Source organism: Gabonibacter massiliensis, from assembly GCA_001487125.1.
In the GTDB taxonomy this organism is placed as follows: Bacteria; Bacteroidota; Bacteroidia; order Bacteroidales; family Marinifilaceae; genus Gabonibacter; species Gabonibacter massiliensis.
In genome coordinates, this window is sequence record LN913011.1 from 77,901 (window position 1) to 95,474 (window position 17,574).

The 17,574-nt window shown below is 43.2% G+C and carries 10 protein-coding genes, 3 tRNA genes and 1 other RNA gene; 11 read left to right on the top strand and 3 right to left on the bottom strand.

Features of this window, described 5'->3' with window-relative positions; translation table 11 throughout:
• Positions 1-88: 88 nt before the first annotated feature.
• The 3 genes from ffs to BN3283_RS01230 all read left to right on the top strand — a co-directional run bounded on the left by ffs (position 89) and on the right by BN3283_RS01230 (position 392).
• An RNA gene (gene ffs, locus BN3283_RS14165) (signal recognition particle sRNA small type) lies at positions 89-188 on the top strand.
• Positions 189-200: 12 nt separating this feature from the next.
• Positions 201-274, top strand: a tRNA-Thr gene (locus tag BN3283_RS01225).
• 46 nt (positions 275-320) lie between these two features.
• Positions 321-392: transfer RNA gene (locus tag BN3283_RS01230), tRNA-Thr, on the top strand.
• A 362-nt stretch (positions 393-754) separates the two neighbouring features.
• Here BN3283_RS01230 and hutU read toward each other — a convergent pair.
• Entirely contained in the window at positions 755-2,764 is a 2,010-nt protein-coding gene (hutU, locus tag BN3283_RS01235) for a urocanate hydratase (protein WP_059025380.1), read from the bottom strand.
• 156 nt (positions 2,765-2,920) lie between these two features.
• Between hutU and BN3283_RS01240 the strand changes: the two genes are divergently transcribed.
• Positions 2,921-3,925 carry a Smr/MutS family protein gene (locus BN3283_RS01240; RefSeq protein ID WP_059025516.1) on the top strand — a complete coding sequence of 335 codons (1,005 nt, stop codon included), beginning with the start codon at positions 2,921-2,923 and terminating at the stop codon, positions 3,923-3,925.
• Positions 3,926-3,958: 33 nt separating this feature from the next.
• On the opposite strand, the gene trxB is transcribed toward BN3283_RS01240, so the two are convergent.
• Complete coding sequence (gene trxB / locus BN3283_RS01245; protein ID WP_235375034.1) at positions 3,959-4,936, bottom strand: thioredoxin-disulfide reductase; 978 nt, start codon at positions 4,934-4,936, stop codon at positions 3,959-3,961.
• Positions 4,937-5,139: 203 nt separating this feature from the next.
• Here trxB and BN3283_RS01250 point away from each other — a divergent pair.
• The 7 genes from BN3283_RS01250 (at position 5,140) to BN3283_RS01280 (ending at position 15,554) form a co-directional block, all read left to right on the top strand.
• Positions 5,140-5,213: transfer RNA gene (locus BN3283_RS01250), tRNA-Pro, on the top strand.
• Positions 5,214-6,111: 898 nt separating this feature from the next.
• Positions 6,112-7,581: a bifunctional metallophosphatase/5'-nucleotidase gene (locus BN3283_RS01255; protein WP_286137445.1), complete on the top strand. Its 1,470-nt coding sequence runs from the start codon at positions 6,112-6,114 to the stop codon at positions 7,579-7,581.
• Positions 7,582-7,736: 155 nt separating this feature from the next.
• Positions 7,737-8,288 (top strand): RNA polymerase sigma factor, encoded by a 552-nt coding sequence (locus tag BN3283_RS01260; RefSeq protein WP_059025382.1) that lies wholly within the window; start codon positions 7,737-7,739, stop codon positions 8,286-8,288.
• Positions 8,289-8,364: 76 nt separating this feature from the next.
• The gene (locus tag BN3283_RS01265) at positions 8,365-9,525 is read left to right on the top strand and encodes a FecR family protein (protein WP_059025383.1); all 1,161 of its coding nucleotides are present in this window, start codon (positions 8,365-8,367) and stop codon (positions 9,523-9,525) included.
• Positions 9,526-9,601: 76 nt separating this feature from the next.
• Positions 9,602-13,195, top strand: coding sequence for a SusC/RagA family TonB-linked outer membrane protein (locus BN3283_RS01270; RefSeq protein WP_052649343.1), 3,594 nt, complete (start codon positions 9,602-9,604; stop codon positions 13,193-13,195).
• 11 nt (positions 13,196-13,206) lie between these two features.
• On the top strand, positions 13,207-14,631 hold the full coding sequence (locus tag BN3283_RS01275) for a RagB/SusD family nutrient uptake outer membrane protein (RefSeq protein WP_059025384.1): 1,425 nt from the start codon (positions 13,207-13,209) through the stop codon (positions 14,629-14,631).
• 23 nt (positions 14,632-14,654) lie between these two features.
• Complete coding sequence (locus tag BN3283_RS01280; protein ID WP_147625511.1) at positions 14,655-15,554, top strand: hypothetical protein; 900 nt, start codon at positions 14,655-14,657, stop codon at positions 15,552-15,554.
• A gap of 43 nt (positions 15,555-15,597) precedes the next feature.
• On the opposite strand, the gene BN3283_RS01285 is transcribed toward BN3283_RS01280, so the two are convergent.
• Positions 15,598-17,451, bottom strand: a complete 1,854-nt coding sequence (locus BN3283_RS01285) for a PCMD domain-containing protein (protein ID WP_059025386.1) — start codon at positions 17,449-17,451, stop codon at positions 15,598-15,600.
• Positions 17,452-17,574 lie beyond the last annotated feature (123 nt).

The window sequence follows — 17,574 nt, forward strand, 5'->3', positions numbered from 1 at the left end:
CAGATTCTTATCTTAAAGGTTAAATTCTATGTAAGAAAAATCTTTGAAAATGTTTGGTACGAAAGAAGAATTTTGTACTTTTGTGCCCGGGTAAGTCCTATGCGACCAGCTCCTGTCGAACTCCCCCAGGGTCGGAAGGCAGCAAGGGTAGATGGTTGTAGCGGTGCGACATAGTAAGCTTACCCGTTTTTATGAAATTCGCCTCTTTAGCTCAGTTGGCCAGAGCACGTGATTTGTAATCTCGGGGTCGTTGGTTCGAATCCGACAAGAGGCTCAAGTGAAGAAAATATCTCCGGAGAAGGAGAATAAGGGATTTAAATGCTGTTGTAGCTCAGGGGTAGAGCACTTCCTTGGTAAGGAAGAGGTCTCGGGTTCAAATCCCGATAACAGCTCAGAAAGCCATCAGAAATGATGGCTTTTTTTGTTTTATAATCCCCCGGGACGGTTTTAGGGTGGCATTTTGATCCTTGAAAACCGTTCCCGATTTGTGTGTACGAGAATTGTTGTTCGTTAAAAAAAAAGCGGCCACCGGGGAGGGAGGCCGCTATGTCAAGGATTATACAAAGATCACTTCAGTGCGTGTTCCGTGATCTATTGATAAAAACATTAAATAATCGTAGTGTGCTTTCGTATCAACATAACCACATCCTTGACCAAACAAATATACGATTTTTTTATATTTCGGCAATATGAAATAAAAAAAAATCGTGCGGAAGAAATTATCCGCACGATCCTTTAACGTTTTATTTATTGATTAAAATAAAGATTCGATGAGTTGGTCGTCAGCTAAATTGGGGAGTGTGACTTTCAGATTCGGGTTATTTGCCATGGCCCGTTTGATCGCAAATATGGCCCCCTCGTTACGGGCCCAGCTGCGACGGGAAATTCCGTTATTGACATCCCAGAACAGCATGTTCTTTAAGCGTCTGTCGCTATCGCTACTTCCGTCCAGCATCATTCCGAACCCGCCATTGATAACTTCACCCCAGCCTACGCCGCCGCCGTTATGGATGGAGACCCAGGTTGCTCCGCGGAAAGAGTCTCCGATGACATTTTGAATGGCCATATCGGCGGTGAAGCGCGAGCCGTCGTATATATTAGACGTTTCGCGATAGGGAGAGTCCGTGCCGGATACGTCGTGGTGATCCCGTCCCAGAATAACGGGAGCGGATATTTCTCCATTCGCGATGGCTTTATTGAATGCTTCTGCAATTTTTATACGTCCTTCTGCATCTGCATACAGGATACGTGCCTGAGAACCTACCACTAAACGATTTTCTCCCGCGGCTTTAATCCAACGGATGTTGTCGGCCATCTGTTGCTGAATTTCTTCGGGAGAGTGAGACATGATCCCTTCCAATACTTGTGCGGCGATCTCATCGGTCTTGGCAAGGTCTTTCGGGTCGCCGCTGGAACATACCCAGCGGAACGGACCGAACCCGTAATCGAAACACATGGGGCCCATGATGTCCTGAACATACGAAGGGTATTTGAAGTCTCCGTTCGGTTTTACGATATCGGCACCTGCTCTGGAGGATTCCAATAGGAAGGCGTTACCGTAGTCGAAGAAATAAGTATTGAACCGTTCCACGCATTTGTTGATGGCTGCCACGTGACGGCGTAAAGATTCCTGAACTTTTTGTTTGAATCGCTCCGGTTCTTCGGCCATCATGCGTTTGCTCTCTTCGAAACTGATTCCGACGGGATAATAGCCGCCTGCCCACGGGTTATGCAACGAGGTTTGGTCCGAACCCAATTCAACGGGGATATCTCCTTTTGCGAAATGTTCCCAGACGTCTACAATATTTCCTTGGAATGCAATGGAAACAACTTCTTTTTTCTCTCTGGCTATTTTTACCCTTTCTACCAGTTTGTCCAGATCATCGATGACTTCATCTACCCATCCCTGGTTGTAACGGGTTTGAGTGGCTTTCGGATTGATCTCCGCGGTAATGCTGATACATCCGGCGATATTCCCTGCTTTGGGCTGAGCTCCGGACATACCGCCTAATCCGGCGGTAATAAAGAGTTTACCGGCTAATCCTTCCCCGTGCCGTGAAATTTTGCGTCCTGCATTCAACACGGTAATGGTTGTTCCGTGAACAATTCCCTGGGGACCGATGTACATGAACGAGCCGGCAGTCATCTGTCCGTATTGAGAGACTCCCAGGGCATTGAAACGTTCCCAATCATCCGGTTTGGAATAGTTGGGGATAACCATTCCGTTCGTTACAACCACCCTCGGTGCGTCTTTGTGTGACGGAAATAATCCCATGGGATGTCCCGAATACAAGACGAGTGTTTGTTCGTCCGTCATTTCGGACAGGTATTTCATGGTCAATCGGTATTGGGCCCAATTTTGGAACACGGCCCCGTTTCCCCCGTAAGTGATTAATTCATGCGGATGTTGGGCGACGGCTATGTCCAGGTTGTTATTTAACATCAACATGATGCCGGCAGCCTGTAAGCTTTTGTGCGGGTAATCGTTGATGTTGTGGGCGTACATTTTATAGTCCGGACGAAAACGATACATGTAAATACGTCCGTATTTTTCAAGTTCATCTGCAAATTCGGCTGCAAGAACGGCATGGTGCTTGGGATCGAAATAACGCAATGCATTTCGGATGGCTAATCGCTTTTCTTCTTTCGTGAGAATATCTTTCCGCTTCGGGGCATGATTGATTTCAGGCTCGTAAGGCTTTGGGGCGGGTAATGTATCGGGAATACCCTCCGTGATGGATTTTTGAAATTCTTGTAATGTCATTATTATGTATTTTTAACTTATGATCCAATTCAAGGGCTAAGTTAATAATTTCTAATGTTTTTTTTCGCATTCATGCCGTTTTTTTTACTTGCAGCTCTCTTTTATATTACCTCTACGGGAAAAATCTTATTTTTGCAAAATAAAATAAGGAATACGATGAATGTAAGAATAGGTGATATCGTTCGCTTTATTTCCGAGAAACTGGAAGGTAAGGTTACCGGAATAATTGATGCGAACAGCGTAAACGTATATTGCGATGAGTATGGTTTCGAGATCCCGGCTTCGATAAACGACCTGGTGGTCATTCGCTCGGATTTTCATGCGACAACCGTTTCTGTTGCGACAGATGTGCCGGTTCAGGCACAAAAGGGAGTGGAGATGTCGTCGTCGGACACGTTGTATTTGGCTTTTGTTCCGGAGAATTTTAATAATTTGAACGAAAGTCGTTTCGATCTTTATTTAGTCAACGACACAGATTTGGTATGCTTGTGTTCCGTTGCTTTTTATGATGGTAAAAGATACAATGGGATTACGGCCGGGAATTGTAATCCGGATGCCGCTTATCTTGTCGGTAATTATTCTTTGAAGGAGTTGGACGGGGTGAAAAGCATTCAAGTGCAAGCTATTTTTTATCAAAAGGGGTATTTTACCTTCAAAAGTGCGATTGATGCGCCTGTGAAACTGAATCCGGTTTCTTTGTGTAAGGCAGGCGCTTATAAGCACGTGCGTTGGTTTGAACCGGTAGCTTTCGTTCGCCCTCTCGAAAGGGATAGTTCGATAACGGAGCGAGTCGATTTGGAGGCGAAACCGTTGTTGCAGGCCTCCAAAAAAGAAATCGATGAGTTGCCGGGAAGGAGACCTGCAAAACAAATGGTGGGAAACATGCTTGAAATAGATCTTCATATTTCTCAATTGCTTGAGACGACAGCGGGTATGGAAAGTAAGGATATGCTCGAATATCAGTTGGATGTATTTCGTAAAACTTTGGAGGAGTATAAATTACGTCGGGGACAAAAAATTGTTTTCATCCACGGAAAAGGGGACGGAGTTTTAAAACAACGTATTTTATGGGAGTTGCAGACTAAATATAAACGCTTTCAACATCAGGATGCTTCTTTCAAGCAGTATGGTTATGGAGCAACGATGGTAACGATAAAATAACAAAACACCGGGGAGATCTCCCGGTGTCTTATTTTAAATTCCACACTCCAATTCGCTTAGATAACGCTCCGCGTCGATTGCGGCGCGACAGCCGCTACCGGCGGAAGTGATCCCTTGACGGTAGATGGGGTCCATCACGTCGCCTGCGGCAAAAACACCGGGGATGTTGGTTTTCGTGGTTACACCTTCCGTAAGGATATATCCCTGTTCGTCCAATTGCAGGTATTTTTTGAAAATATCCGTGTTGGGAGTATGACCGATGGCTAAGAAGAAGCCGTCTATTTTGATCTCTTTCGTGCATTCTTCCGGAGTCCCTTTCCGGTAAACGAGCCGGGCTCCTTCCAGCCCCATATCGGAGCCGAACAGTTCAACGGTATTGTGCTCGAACAATACCTCGATGTTAGGTGTGGCGAAGACTCTCGCTTGCATGGCTTTCGAGGCTCTCAGGTAGTTTTTTCGAACAACGAGATACACTTTGCGACATAATCCTGCGAGATAGGTCGCTTCCTCGCATGCCGTATCTCCTCCTCCGACGACAGCCACGTCTTTATTTTTATAAAAGAATCCGTCACAGGTGGCGCAAGCACTGACTCCTGAGCCTCTATAGGCTTCTTCCGAAGGTAGTCCTAAATACCTTGCCGTGGCTCCGGTGGCAACGATAACGGCGTCCGCTTCTATTTTTTTCGTGTCGTCGACCGTTATTTTGTGCGGGTGACCGGAGAAGTCAACCTGGGTAACAATACCGAAGCGTATATCGGTTCCGAACCTTTCGGCTTGTTTTTTCATGTCTTCCATGAGGACGGGACCGCTGACTCCTTCCGGGTATCCGGGGAAGTTTTCAACTTCGGTGGTAGTGGTTAACTGCCCCCCCATTTGTAATCCGGTGTATAGTACGGGAGCGAGGTTGGCTCGCGCGGCGTAAACGGCAGCCGTGTAACCGGCTGGTCCGGAGCCGATGATAAGGCATTTGACTCTTTCGGGAATCTCTTCTGATGACATATTTGTATTCATTGGTTTCTTATTATGTTTTCCTTTACCTGCAAATTTATCAAATTAAAATCGGAACACCAACTTTTATCACCTACGGTCAATTGGTCATTTGCGTTAATTCGTTTAGAATGAAAATATTAACTACCCGCTTGTGCTCGATAAATATTTTTTGTACCGGAATGCATCTATTCTAAAATTTTTTTTCTAAATTTGCACCTGCATTTCGGGATGTAGCTCAGCCCGGTAGAGTCCACGTCTGGGGGGCGTGTTGTCGCAGGTTCAAATCCTGTCATCCCGACTACTGAGAATCAAGAGGTTAGACCAAAAGTCCGACCTCTTTTATTTTGCGGGTGCGATATATTGTAAGCTGACTAATGCCTGGCCCCGAAAAATAAAGAGGGAGGATTTCTATGCCAGCGGGAATAGTGTAGCGATAGAGACACCGATGCCGGTCCGCGAAAGAATATCGATCGTTTATTGGCTATACTCTGTACGATGACAAGAGTGAGGAAAGATGTAGCGTCTATCCTTTAAAGGAAGTTTTTTAGCGATAAAACTTTTGAGTGGCCGTCCCTTTTGTTGTAATGCTAAACTTTTCGTGTAAGTATATGTGTAATTTTATAATAAATGATTTAAATTATTGATTATTAACACATGCCGGGCGGTTTGGTCTTGATCTTTTTGTGAGTGTTTATTTGGGTGGGGGTATTTCTTATTTTCTCTTTATGTGATTTGATTTCTATTTAAACGTGTAAACTTCGATCGGGATGTTAATGCGGGTATTGTACGATTGTGTGATGGCTGATTTTAGTCGTAAAGACCTTGTTTTAGATGTAGAAAAGAATGAATATAAATGAATAATTTCATGAAAATAGTGTTTTTTTAAATTTTAATTTCTACATTTGCATATCTCACTCAAGTAATAATACGTGCATTGCATAGGAAGATAGTGCCTCCGGTGTGCAATTGCACGTTTTTTATTAAATTTTGAGTGAGATCTTTATTTAATACCGGAGGCTTTTACAATCTTCTGTGTCGTTTGAACGTTGGACTGAAAATATTGTTATATTTTTGTATAGCAACTTTTGAAAATTCTAATTTTGAGGCGGGGCCGTGACGGTTACCCGCCTTTTTTTTGTTGTTTCCCCGTTATTTTTGTTTATTTTTGTTTAGGATTAATTTAAAACAAAATGGTCGTGAAACAGAGGAAAAGCTTTAATCTTTATTTTATACTACTCGTTGTGGTAGTGATGTTTGGATGTTTTAACAACAAGAAATCATCCAAATCAGGAGATGCCGAAATCGTTGTTATTTCTACGAATGATATGCACGCTCAGATCAGCCAATTTCCTAAATTTGCTACTTTCGTGAAGGAGACGAGAGAGAAGTTTCCTAATGTAATATTGGTAGATGCGGGAGATCGTTTTTCCGGCAGTCCTTTCGTCGATCATGCTAAAGAGAGGGGAAAGCCGATGATCGAATTGATGAATAAAGTGGGATACAACCTTGCAACGATGGGAAATCATGACTTTGATTACGGTCAAACGGTATTAAGAAAACGACTTTCCGAAGCGCAATTTAAAGTGATTGGCGCCAACATTCGTTCGGATGGGAGCGAGTTGGGACAATTACCGCCTTATTTGTTCGTGGAAGAGGCCGGGATAAAACTCTGTTTTTTAAGTTTTATCGAAATCAGTCCGACGAGTCATATCCCCGCCACGAATCCCGAGCATCTGGAGGGTATTACATTTGCCGATTTTAAGGGTGAGGCAGATACCTACCGGAAATTGAAGGACGAGTGTAATGCTTTTATCGGACTTACACACCTGGGGGTATATGCCGATTCGGTGTTGGCCGCGATCATGCCGGAATTAGATGTTATTATCGGGGGACATTCCCATACGCTTTTGAAAGAACCTAAAATGGTGAATGGGGTCATGATCAGCCAAACGGGAAGTCGATTGCATTATGCCGGAGTTACGGTGTTAAAATTTGAGAAGGGTAAGTTAACGGATAAATCCTACCATGTAGTCGATTTGGCGAATATCGAAATTCCGGATGCTGAGGTTGCCGCTATGATTGAAAGTTACAGCAATGATCCTGATTTTAAGGTTGTGGTCGGGAAAGCGGCCGAACCAATGAAATATAAGGAGAACGTTGCCTCTCTGGTAACGGATGCTATGGCCGACCGGGCGGAGTGTGATTTTGCATTTTATAACTCCGGGGGGATTCGTTTAAATACTATTCCGGCAGGAGATATTACGAAGGGAATGATTTATCAGATAGAACCTTTTGATAATTATGTGGTGAAACACGAGCTTTCCTTGCCGGAAATGAAGGCGTTGGTTTTGAATCGATTCAATAGTGAAACGAGTAATGAATATCGTCGTGTCGATCTTTTTATTTCCAAGGGAAGTTATACGATTTTGCGGGATAAGACGGGAAAAGGCGTGGATGTGGTTTTTAAGGATAAGAACGGTCGTAAATTGAACGAGGGGCGGCGGTATAAGATCGGATTGAGCAATTACGTGAGTACTACTTATGATTTTTCGGGAAAGGGTAAAGGAGAAAAATCCTTATCGATCACGGAGGCGGTAATGCAATATTTACAAAAGGCGGGACCGGTGGTTTATAACAAAAAGCGTACATTTATAAATCCTAAGTAAGAGATGGAGGATTTATGGATGAAGTGATGGGAGGATTTAATCACTCGATTATTAAATCGCGCGTACTTTTTCGATATTGTAGAAATTAATTGTTTATTTTGTTGCGTTGACTATTTTGTATATTTTCGTCAAATGCTGAAATAAACGGGTGGTGTATGATAAATCGGGATGAGCGTAATCTTTTGGAAAAAATCAACAAAGGGGATGAGTCTGGCTTAAAAGAACTTTTCGACTTGTATTATAAACCTTTGTGTGTTTTTGCATTGAATTACATTGATTCGTATGAGGAGGCAGAGGATGTGATCCAGGAGTTATTCGTGAAGTTTTGGGAGAGAAGGGAAAAAACGATGTTTCAAGGTTCCTTGCGTTCCTATTTGTTTTCGTCTGTTCGGCACAATTGTGTCAAGTTGTTAAAAATCAGACGGAAATATCAATTTGATGAATTGGAGCCTTACGGAGAGATGCTGGATGTCCAGTATACCGCCGAGGCCATAGAGGAGGAGCGGGAAAAATTATACGCGGAAATTGAAAAATTACCCGAACAATGCCGTAAGGTATTTGAAGCGGTCGTATTGAGAGATATGAAATACAAGGAGGCGGCGGAGTATTTGGATTTATCCGTAAATACGGTGAAAACACATTTGTCAAGGGCTTTAAAACAGTTGAGGAGTTCGTTGAACACGATTGTGTTGGTACTGCTTCATTAAAAAAAATCAAAAAAAATTCGTTATTAATTCACCCATTTGAATCGTTTTGGGCTTATCCGTATAAAAGCCTTAAAAAATGGATGAGATAAAAGTTATCGAATGGGTCGTTTTATACTGCAAGAAAGAGTTGACTTCTACGGATGCGAGCGAGTTGAGGCGTTGGTTACGGGAGGATCGAATGCACGTGGAGATTTTTCGGGGGTACTTGAAGAGATATCGTCGGGGCCGGCAACTGGCCTTTTGGGATACGGCGGATACGAGTGAGGCTTGGTGTAAGATAGAGAAAAAGATCAGGCGTTCCGATACCGGGAAGAGGAGATGGATTACCCGTTGTTATCCCTATGCGGCCATGCTTGTTTTGTTACTTTCCGTTTCGCTTTACTGGTACATGCAACAAAATGCGGACACTTCCGGGGAGAAAAGCATGGCTGTTTTGCCGGGTTCTTCCAAGGCGGTATTGCTGTTGTCTGACGGGAAGCAGGTAGATCTTTCCCGGGATTCTTTATTTCGATTAAACGAGGTGAACGGGGCTGTGATAGAAAAGGATACGGCGGGCAAAATCCGATATGTCGCGAAGGGTGAAGAGGCTGGGGAAAAGATTTGTGTAAATACGATTCTTGTTCCTCGCGGGGGAGAGTATTTTTTACAGCTGTCGGACGGGACGAAGGTTTGGTTAAATTCGGATTCGAAGTTAGTTTATCCTGTTGTTTTTGGTAAAGAGAATCGAAGCGTACGATTGGAGGGAGAGGGCTATTTCGAGGTGGCAAAAGACGAGTCCCGGCCTTTCTTGGTTCAGAGCCGGGGGGCACAAATAAGGGTTTTAGGAACTCATTTTAACGTATCGGCTTACGAACAACAAGAGAAAGTGGTAACGACTTTGGTTGAAGGTTGTGTGCGGATATCTAACGGGCGGGATTCGTTGTTGTTGAAACCGGGAGAACAAGCTGTTTCCGATGCTACGAAAATAGATGTAAGGCAGGTGGACGTCAGAACATACGTTGCTTGGAAATCGGGTGTTTTCGAGTTTGAGAAGATGGAGTTGCAACAAATTACCGCCCAGTTGGGGCGTTGGTATGACGTGGAATTTATTTATTCCGATGAATCTTTACGTCATATTCTATTTACCGGGGCGGCCGATCGGCACCGGGATATGAGTATTATCCTGGGGATGATAGAGAAATTGTCAAAAATTCAGTTTATTAAAAAAGATAGGATTATTACTGTTTCTAAAAAATGAAAGGAGTGCGGCTAACACTCCTTTCCAAACTCCTGTCGGCTAAACAGGAGTTGATTTTAACGTAAAAAACAAAATTATGAAAAAAAAGAGTAGATGGTACACGTTTGCACGGGGAAAATGTGCAAACAAAATCATGAAAATTATGAAATTAACGTGGCTATTGATGTTTGTCTTTACATTGCATCTGGCGGCTGAAACTTCGGCACAGCGTGTGGTTAATGCAAAATTCTCAAATAAGGCTTTGAAAGAGGTCTTGCGGGAGATCAAAACACAGACCGGTGTTTATTTTATGTATAATAACCGGGAGGTGGATGTCGATCGGACAGTAAGCGTGGAACTGAATAACATGTCTTTGGAATCGGCTTTGGCTAAGTTGTTTAAGATCTTGCCTTACCGTTACGAGATCACGACGGGGTATGTTTTGATTTTGCCGGACCGGGGTGTTAAAACGGATTCCGTCATTGCGAAAAGAGAGATAAAAGGAGTCGTGCAGGATGAGGGAGGATTGAAATTACCGGGAGTTACGATTCTATTGAAAGGAACGACCGTGGGAACGGTAACGGATATTGACGGGAAATTTAAAATAAGTGTTCCGGCCAATAAAGAGATATTCCTGATTTTCTCTTTTATAGGAATGGAAAAACGGGAAATAAAAGCCGATACCGCTTTTATGAAAGTAATTTTGAAAGAGTCGGTGGAGGAGGTGGATGAAGTGGTCGTAACCGGTTACCAACAAATTGATAAGAGAAGGTTGTCCAGTTCGGTGACTTCTATAAAAGGAGAAAATATATTAATGGGCGGGGCCATTTCTGTGGATCAGATGTTACAGGGACGTTTAGCCGGTGTTACTGTATTGAACCAGACCTCGACTCCGGGAGCTGCACCGAAAATTCGAATTAGAGGATCATCCTCTATCACGGGAAACCGCGAGCCGATTTGGGTGGTCGACGGGATTATTTTGGACGAGCCCGTACAGATTTCTACAGAAGAGTTGAATAGCATGGACAAGGTAAATTTGATCGGGAATGCCATCTCCAGTTTGAATCCGAGTGATATAGAACGGATCGATATATTGAAAGATGCGAGTGCGACGGCCATTTATGGAGTGAAAGCCGCAAACGGCGTAATCGTGGTGACCACGAAAAAAGGACGGGAGGGCAAAGTACGTATTAATTATTACGGCGGGATCTCTATCATGACTCCTCCTTCTTATAAGGTTATGCGCTTAATGGATTCCAAAGAGCGGATTGAGATGTCGGAAGAGATGCATGAAAAAGGATTGGAATTTACCTCTTATAAACCCACTCATATGGGTTATGAAGGAGCACTGATGGATTTGTGGAACAAGACGATCTCTTACGATGAATTTCGGCAACAGGTAAAAGAGTTGAAAGAGTTGAACACGGATTGGTATGATCTTTTATTTCGTACTTCGGTCAGCCATCAGCATTCGATTTCTGTTTCCGGTGCTTTCGATAAGGGAGATTATTACTTTTCTTTGGGATACGCGGACGACCAGAGTGTGAATAAAAAGGAAGACGTGGATCGTTACAATGCGATGATCAAGGTAAATACCCGTTTCACCGATCGTTTCAGAGTGGGTATGAACCTGAGTGCTGCTTTGACCAATACCAAGCGACCCCATAATTCCATTGACGTGTATCAATACGCGGCGCAGACGTCGAGAGCGATTCCTCTTTATGATGCAAACGGTGATTTGTTCTTTTACGATAACGGAATAGGTTATTCCGACATGATCCCGTTTAATATTTTGAATGAGTTGTCCGAGAGCGGAACAAAAGTAAAGAATCATGCTGTCAGGTTGAATCTGACAGTGGATTGGAATATTTTGTCGTATTTGAAATTTAGTTCTTTGCTGGGTATTTCCACGAATAATAATTACCAGACCTATTGGGCTGGTGAAAAGTCTTATTATGTTTCGATGAAGCGCCAGACGCCTTACGGAACACCGCTTCCGAAAGATCCGTCGAACGATTTTCTGGATAGGTGTGAGATCCCTATGGGAGGAGAGCTTGTCAACGAGGATACGCGAAACGTTCGCTATACCATAAGAAACAGTTTTACCTTTTACAAGGATTTCGGAAAACATAATGTAACGGCGATGGTCGGAAGTGAGATCTCTTCTTCCAAATACGACGCCCTGAAATCTACCCAATGGGGATACCTGCCCGAACGTGGGAAAAAGTTTGCCCAAGTCGATCTGACAAAATGGAGAAAATTGGCTCAGAATATAACCAATACGCCGGACGTGATCACGGATAATCTGACTAATATTGTATCCTGGTACGGTACGTTTACCTATTCTTATGACGATAAGTATATTGCCAATTTCAATATTCGGACGGACGGATCCAATAAGTTCGGACAGGATAAGAGTGTTCGTTTCTTACCGGTATGGTCTGTTTCCGGGAGGTGGAATATGCATAATGAGAATTTCATGAGGGGGATAAATTGGTTGGATGAGTTTGCCGTACGCGCATCTTACGGTATTCAGGGTAATGTACATCCCGATCAGACGCCGAACCTGATCGTGCGCATGGGAACTTTGGATGATGTTTCCAGGGAATACGAATCGACCTTATATAAATTTCCGAATAATAATTTGAAATGGGAGAAGACTAAATCCTACAATCTGGGTATAGATGTCTCTTTCTTTAAAGGATTGGTATTCGGTACGGTAGAGGTGTATAAAAAGAAGGGAGTAGACCAGATCGTACAGAAAATAATTGCTCCTTCTACCGGGGCGAATTATGTGGCTATTAATGATGGTGACGTAAATAATTCGGGTTGGGAGATCAGTGTAAACGTGAATCCGATTCGTACGAAAGATTGGGCATGGGGAATCTCTTTTAATACGGCGAAAAATTATAATAAGGTTACTAACGCGGGTGAGGCGGAATCCGTATCTTGGAGCGATTATATCAACGGAACCTTAGTACGGAACGGCCGTTCGATCAATAGTTTTTATGCTTATCGGTTTAAGGCGTTGAATGATAAAGGGCTTCCTACGTTCTATGGAGAGTCGGAATCGGATGAAACCGGGAAAAAGGTGATCAATTCGCAAGAAGAAGCCTATGCTGCTGCTTTTGTATACGCCGGACGGAGGGAACCGACGTTTGCGGGAGGTTTTTCAACGGATTTAAGATATAAACGATTCAGTTTGAATGCTCTTTTCTCTTTTGCTTTAGGTAATAAGGTCCGTTTGAACGACCTCTATTTGTCGTCCGGACAAGCATTGCCTTTCCCTCAACAGAATATGTCGAGCGAATTTGTGGATCGTTGGCGCCAGAAAGGAGATGAGGATTATACGAATATTCCGGCTCTGTCCGATGACGATATGGCATTTACCACTTATGAAAGAAAGTATCCGATAGCCAATAACCGATGGGATATGTATAATAAGAGTGATTTGAGAGTCGTATCGGGAGACTTTTTGAGATGTCGTTCTTTGACGCTGCGTTATAATTTTCCCGAAGAGTTGCTGAAAAAGGTGTGCGTCTCTTCGGCAAGCCTGAGTTTTGACGTGACGAATCCTTTTGTGGTGAAGAGTAAAGACCTGAAAGGACGAGACCCGGAACAAGTAACCATGGGATCCGGGACTGTTCCTCCTCAAAGGGGATACTCGTTAAGATTGAATGTTTCATTTTAAAATCGCCTGTGATGAAAAAACATAATTTATTGTATATTATATCTATCCTATTGTTCGGAGCTTGTAGTGATTTTCTGGATGAAAGTTCGCAGGACTTGTTAATTCCCAAAACCGTTCAGAACTATAAAGAGTTTTTATACGGGGAAGGTTTGAACAATAAGCTTATCCTATGTGATTACTTGGACGTGATGACGGATGATGCGGAAGAGTATATTAATTTAAAGAGACTTGATCGGGAAGACAAGCGAGCCAGGTTCTGGTCCTATTATTCCTGGCAACAATATCCTGAATTGCAAATGAATAATGCGCTGATGGAAGATCAGGCCTGGGGGGAGTATTATCATCGGATATTTGTGGCAAATGTGATTCTTGATAATTTAAAAAGTATGGAAGGTAGCGGGAAGGAGAAAGCCGATCTGGCCGGAGAAGCTTATTTCCTGAGAGCCTGGTCCTATTTTATGTTGGCTAATTTGTACGGTAAGCCTTATATTAACGAGGAGCAGGCTGCCGTCGATTTTTGTGTACCGATCAACTCTGCGACAGGCATAGAAGACAGATTGTTATCCCGTTCCTCTGTTAAAGCGGTGTATGATTTGATGGAGGCGGATATTAAACGTTCGATTGCTTCTTTTAGAGAGGCTGAAATGGAGAAAACAATTTTTCGACCGAATTTATCCACCTCTTATTTGTTGGCTTGTCGGATTGCTTTGTTCAGGAAGGATTATGACCGGACAATTGCTTATGCCGATTCGGTCATTATGACGACGAATGCCGAATTGTTTGATATGAATGGAAGCTATTCGAATCAGAGATTTATGTCTATAAAAAACGGAGAGATACTGTTTACTTATGGCAATCTCTCGACCCAGAGTCAGGCATTTCTTTATGGTTCTTCTTACGCGGCTTCTTTTATTCCCTCGGGAGAGTTGATGAATCTTTATCCGGCTACCGATAAGCGGAAAACGACCAACTTGTTTTTTGACAACACGAAGAAGAAACCGTTGAAATTTTACGGGGCTTCTTCCGATGGAGTTTATGCTTACGCTTTCCGTTTGTCGGAGGCTTATCTGAATCGGGCAGAGGCTTATGCCAATAAGGGAAACATAGAAAATGCCATGCGGGATGTAAATGCTATCCGGGAGAAGCGAATTTCAGGGGATTACACTCTTTCGGCCACGACGGCGGCACAGGCTTTGAATTACGTGAAGGAGGAACGTCGGATGGAATTCTGTTTCGAGGGATTCCGTTGGTTTGATTTACGTCGTTGGGATCGTCCTGAGATCGTACATCGATATACATCGGTAGAGAACCCGAGCAACTATACCGAGTATGTGTTGAGAAGAGATGATCCGGCTTATACCTTGCCGATACCGCAGAAAGAGCGGGATATGAATCTTTCCATAGAGCAAATAGACCGTCCGCAACGGAGAAAATGATGAAAACCAAAAATTAGATGAAGATGAAAACAATACAATTAATACTGTTTTGTGCATTGGTATGTTGTTTGAATGCTTGTTCCGATGAGGATAAGATTCATGCTTCCGTAGGAGATAGCTGGTATAATTTAGAGGACGATCCGTCGGATCCCGTTCAACATTATATTTATGAATTTTACAAAACCTACCAGACGATTATAGTAAAAGATCCGGATATTCGGGATTACCGTTATAACTTTAAGAAGAAGAACAATATCAGAGTAGTATCTCCTCTTCAGGAAAAGGAGCTCCTTGAAAAGGGGTTGTCTTTGGTAAAAGAAGTGTTTGTCGATGTTTATACCGAGGGTTTCTTAAAGGAATACCTGCCTTATTCCGTGATCATGGCCGACTCCATTTTCTTTTTGGGGATGGAGGATCAGACTCCCAGTTATCATGCTTTCGTAAGCACGAACTATGTGGCGATTGCCGGTATTCGTCCGGAGATGGACAGTTACACGGATGCCGATATCCGGGAAATTCGAGGAGAAGTGAACGGTAAATTCTGGAAGGATTATTTACTGGCCATCAAAGGTGTATTTCAGGTTCCGGAGGAGTTTTATGAAGTGAGTGAAGAGTATTATAAGCAATCCGATTGGGACTGGGATGTGGAAACCCCGGAGGATGTCGACTGGCATGAAATGGGATTTGTCTCCTATGATCCGGGGATGACGAATTTTGATCCGGATCCGGATTGGGGAGGTTGGTGGATTCAGGCACCATCGAAAGATATCGATATTTCTCAATGGTTGGAGTTCGTTTTCAGGGTAACGAAAACGGAACGAGATGCCATTTTTGAAGCATATCCCCTGATGAAAAAGAAATACGATATATTGAAAGAAGCGATGAAACAATGTGGTGAGTTCGATATCTCATCACTTCAGTAGGTTGGTGGTAGCAAGGAGGCGGCCCTAAAGGCCGCCTCTCTTTTTATTCGGAAATTATTTCCATGTGTTTGATCCATAGCGTACTTTCGGCTCCCATGAATTGATCCCCGTCTTTACTGGGGGTACAAACGATAGCTAATTTGTATTTTTTCGAGGGATCGAATGTTCCGTTACCCGTTTCCGTGAAATTGATGGTTCGTTCGGTATAGCTGCTTGTCGAGTTCCCGTCGATAAGGCTTGCTTTCATGATTACGGAAGTGGAAGTATTTATATTGCTTCCGTCTAAGGTTTCATCGTAAGAGCTTACTTCATACAGGTAAGCGTTGATGGAACAAGTATCTTTTGTATTCGGCATCTCTACGGCCGTATTGATCGTGGAGTTTCCGTTCGACACTTTTTCCGTTTTATAATAAAGTGCTCCCGGGGTATATTTATAAAAAACTTTCAGGGATACCGGTTTTTTCCGGTAAGGAACACCGAATTTGGTGCTTTTCAGTTGATCTAAAATGTTGAGTTTGAATTCACCGTTGAACAACGTTCCGGCTGTCATGGCAGGAACCATACCGCTTGGAGACGTTTCGCTAACGGTTTTTCTGGTTATGACCTTTGCGGCTCCGTCTTCAGCTTTTGAGACGGGGTAAGGCTCCACGGGAATGCCCATGATGGAGAAGAGAGAGGCTGCCGTGTTGGAAGAGGTGAGCCCTGCAGGTTCAAAATATTTACCAATGGAATTCCAGTTTTCCATCGTATATACCAGGTCTTTATCCTCTATTTTTACAACGAATAATTTTTTTATGCTGTTCTTACGAACGTCTTCGGCTGTAATGTAGTAGGCTACATAACACTCCGGGGTGAATTTAGAAAAATCGATAGCTGTCTTGTTATCGATTGGGGTAGTGCTCTTATCTGCGGCATTATAAATTATAACGGAGTCCAACGTTGCTCCTGCCGGGATCTCTATTTCAGGGAGTAGAGCCAATTGCTCGGTCGGGGTGGAATCCCATACTTTGAACGTGTAGTTGGACCCGCTGACCGCGATCGGATCGAGTAGAACGTTACTGTTTATGGTAATCGTAGCTTTCATGTCCGTACTCTCCGTTACGCTCTCTCCGTCAAACGAAACGTTAACGGTTAAAGGGCCTGCTTTTACGATTAACGAGAGTTGTATGTTGTTACCGACAATTACTCCGTTGACATCCGCCTGCACTTTTCCGATTCCCTGTACTTCTATCTCTTGGCCTATTGATTTGAAGGAATAATAACGTCCTCTTTGAAGGACAGGAAGGGTATCTAATTTTATCGTTCCTAACGACATGCCTGAGAAAGAGAAATTATTTATCTCCAATTGGATACGAGATTTCTCTTTAGTGGAAGGACGCGAGGTGTAGATTCGTTGGGTCATAACCACGGGCTCGGTCAGGTTGGAAACTTTGATGGTCATCTCTCCTTTGTAAGTTTTGTTATAAAAACTTGTAGCATCTATACTTTCCCCACCCATGTCGGTTATCGTAATCGTGGCACTTAGGATCCCCGCTTCGACACTTCCTGTCAGTTGTACATCGTATCCGGCGATACTGTCGGTTACGCTTCCCTCAAGCTTACTGTAATAAGCACTTTTGCTTACCGCTTCAAAAGTTGCATTGGGAATAGCGAATTCCGGAACACCCGGCACGATATTCAGTAGTTTGATCGTACTCGTTTCATCGGTCTCTTTTATGATATTGACGGCGGCATTCGATGGGAGGTTTTTTCCGTTGGCAGTAGCTTGAAGCTTGTCGGAAGAGTAAGTGGCGGCAATGTCGTCGATGGTAGGCGGAGCTTCCGGTTTGTCGTCATCATGGCAAGCGGAAAAAATGCTCATGCCTAAAATTAGAATAAGGAGTAATTTGTTTTTCATAAGTCATTAATTATTAATTAAATTTTTATATTATAAATAGCCGTACCTTCTATCAAAAAACGTTCCTTTTTTGATAGGGAATAAAATAAAGAAAATGAAAAAGGTTATAATTGTGTGTTTTTA

Excerpts from the sequence above, each read along its gene's own strand:
- BN3283_RS01275 (WP_059025384.1), top strand. The coding sequence starts at position 13,207 with ATGAAAAAACATAATTTATTGTATATTATATCTATCCTATTGTTCGGA.
- BN3283_RS01265 (WP_059025383.1), top strand. The coding sequence starts at position 8,365 with ATGGATGAGATAAAAGTTATCGAATGGGTCGTTTTATACTGCAAGAAA.
- BN3283_RS01240 (WP_059025516.1), top strand. The coding sequence starts at position 2,921 with ATGAATGTAAGAATAGGTGATATCGTTCGCTTTATTTCCGAGAAACTG.
- trxB (WP_235375034.1), bottom strand. The coding sequence starts at position 4,936 with ATGAATACAAATATGTCATCAGAAGAGATTCCCGAAAGAGTCAAATGC.
- BN3283_RS01280 (WP_147625511.1), top strand. The coding sequence starts at position 14,655 with ATGAAAACAATACAATTAATACTGTTTTGTGCATTGGTATGTTGTTTG.
- BN3283_RS01270 (WP_052649343.1), top strand. The coding sequence starts at position 9,602 with ATGAAAAAAAAGAGTAGATGGTACACGTTTGCACGGGGAAAATGTGCA.
- hutU (WP_059025380.1), bottom strand. The coding sequence starts at position 2,764 with ATGACATTACAAGAATTTCAAAAATCCATCACGGAGGGTATTCCCGAT.
- BN3283_RS01260 (WP_059025382.1), top strand. The coding sequence starts at position 7,737 with ATGATAAATCGGGATGAGCGTAATCTTTTGGAAAAAATCAACAAAGGG.
- BN3283_RS01285 (WP_059025386.1), bottom strand. The coding sequence starts at position 17,451 with ATGAAAAACAAATTACTCCTTATTCTAATTTTAGGCATGAGCATTTTT.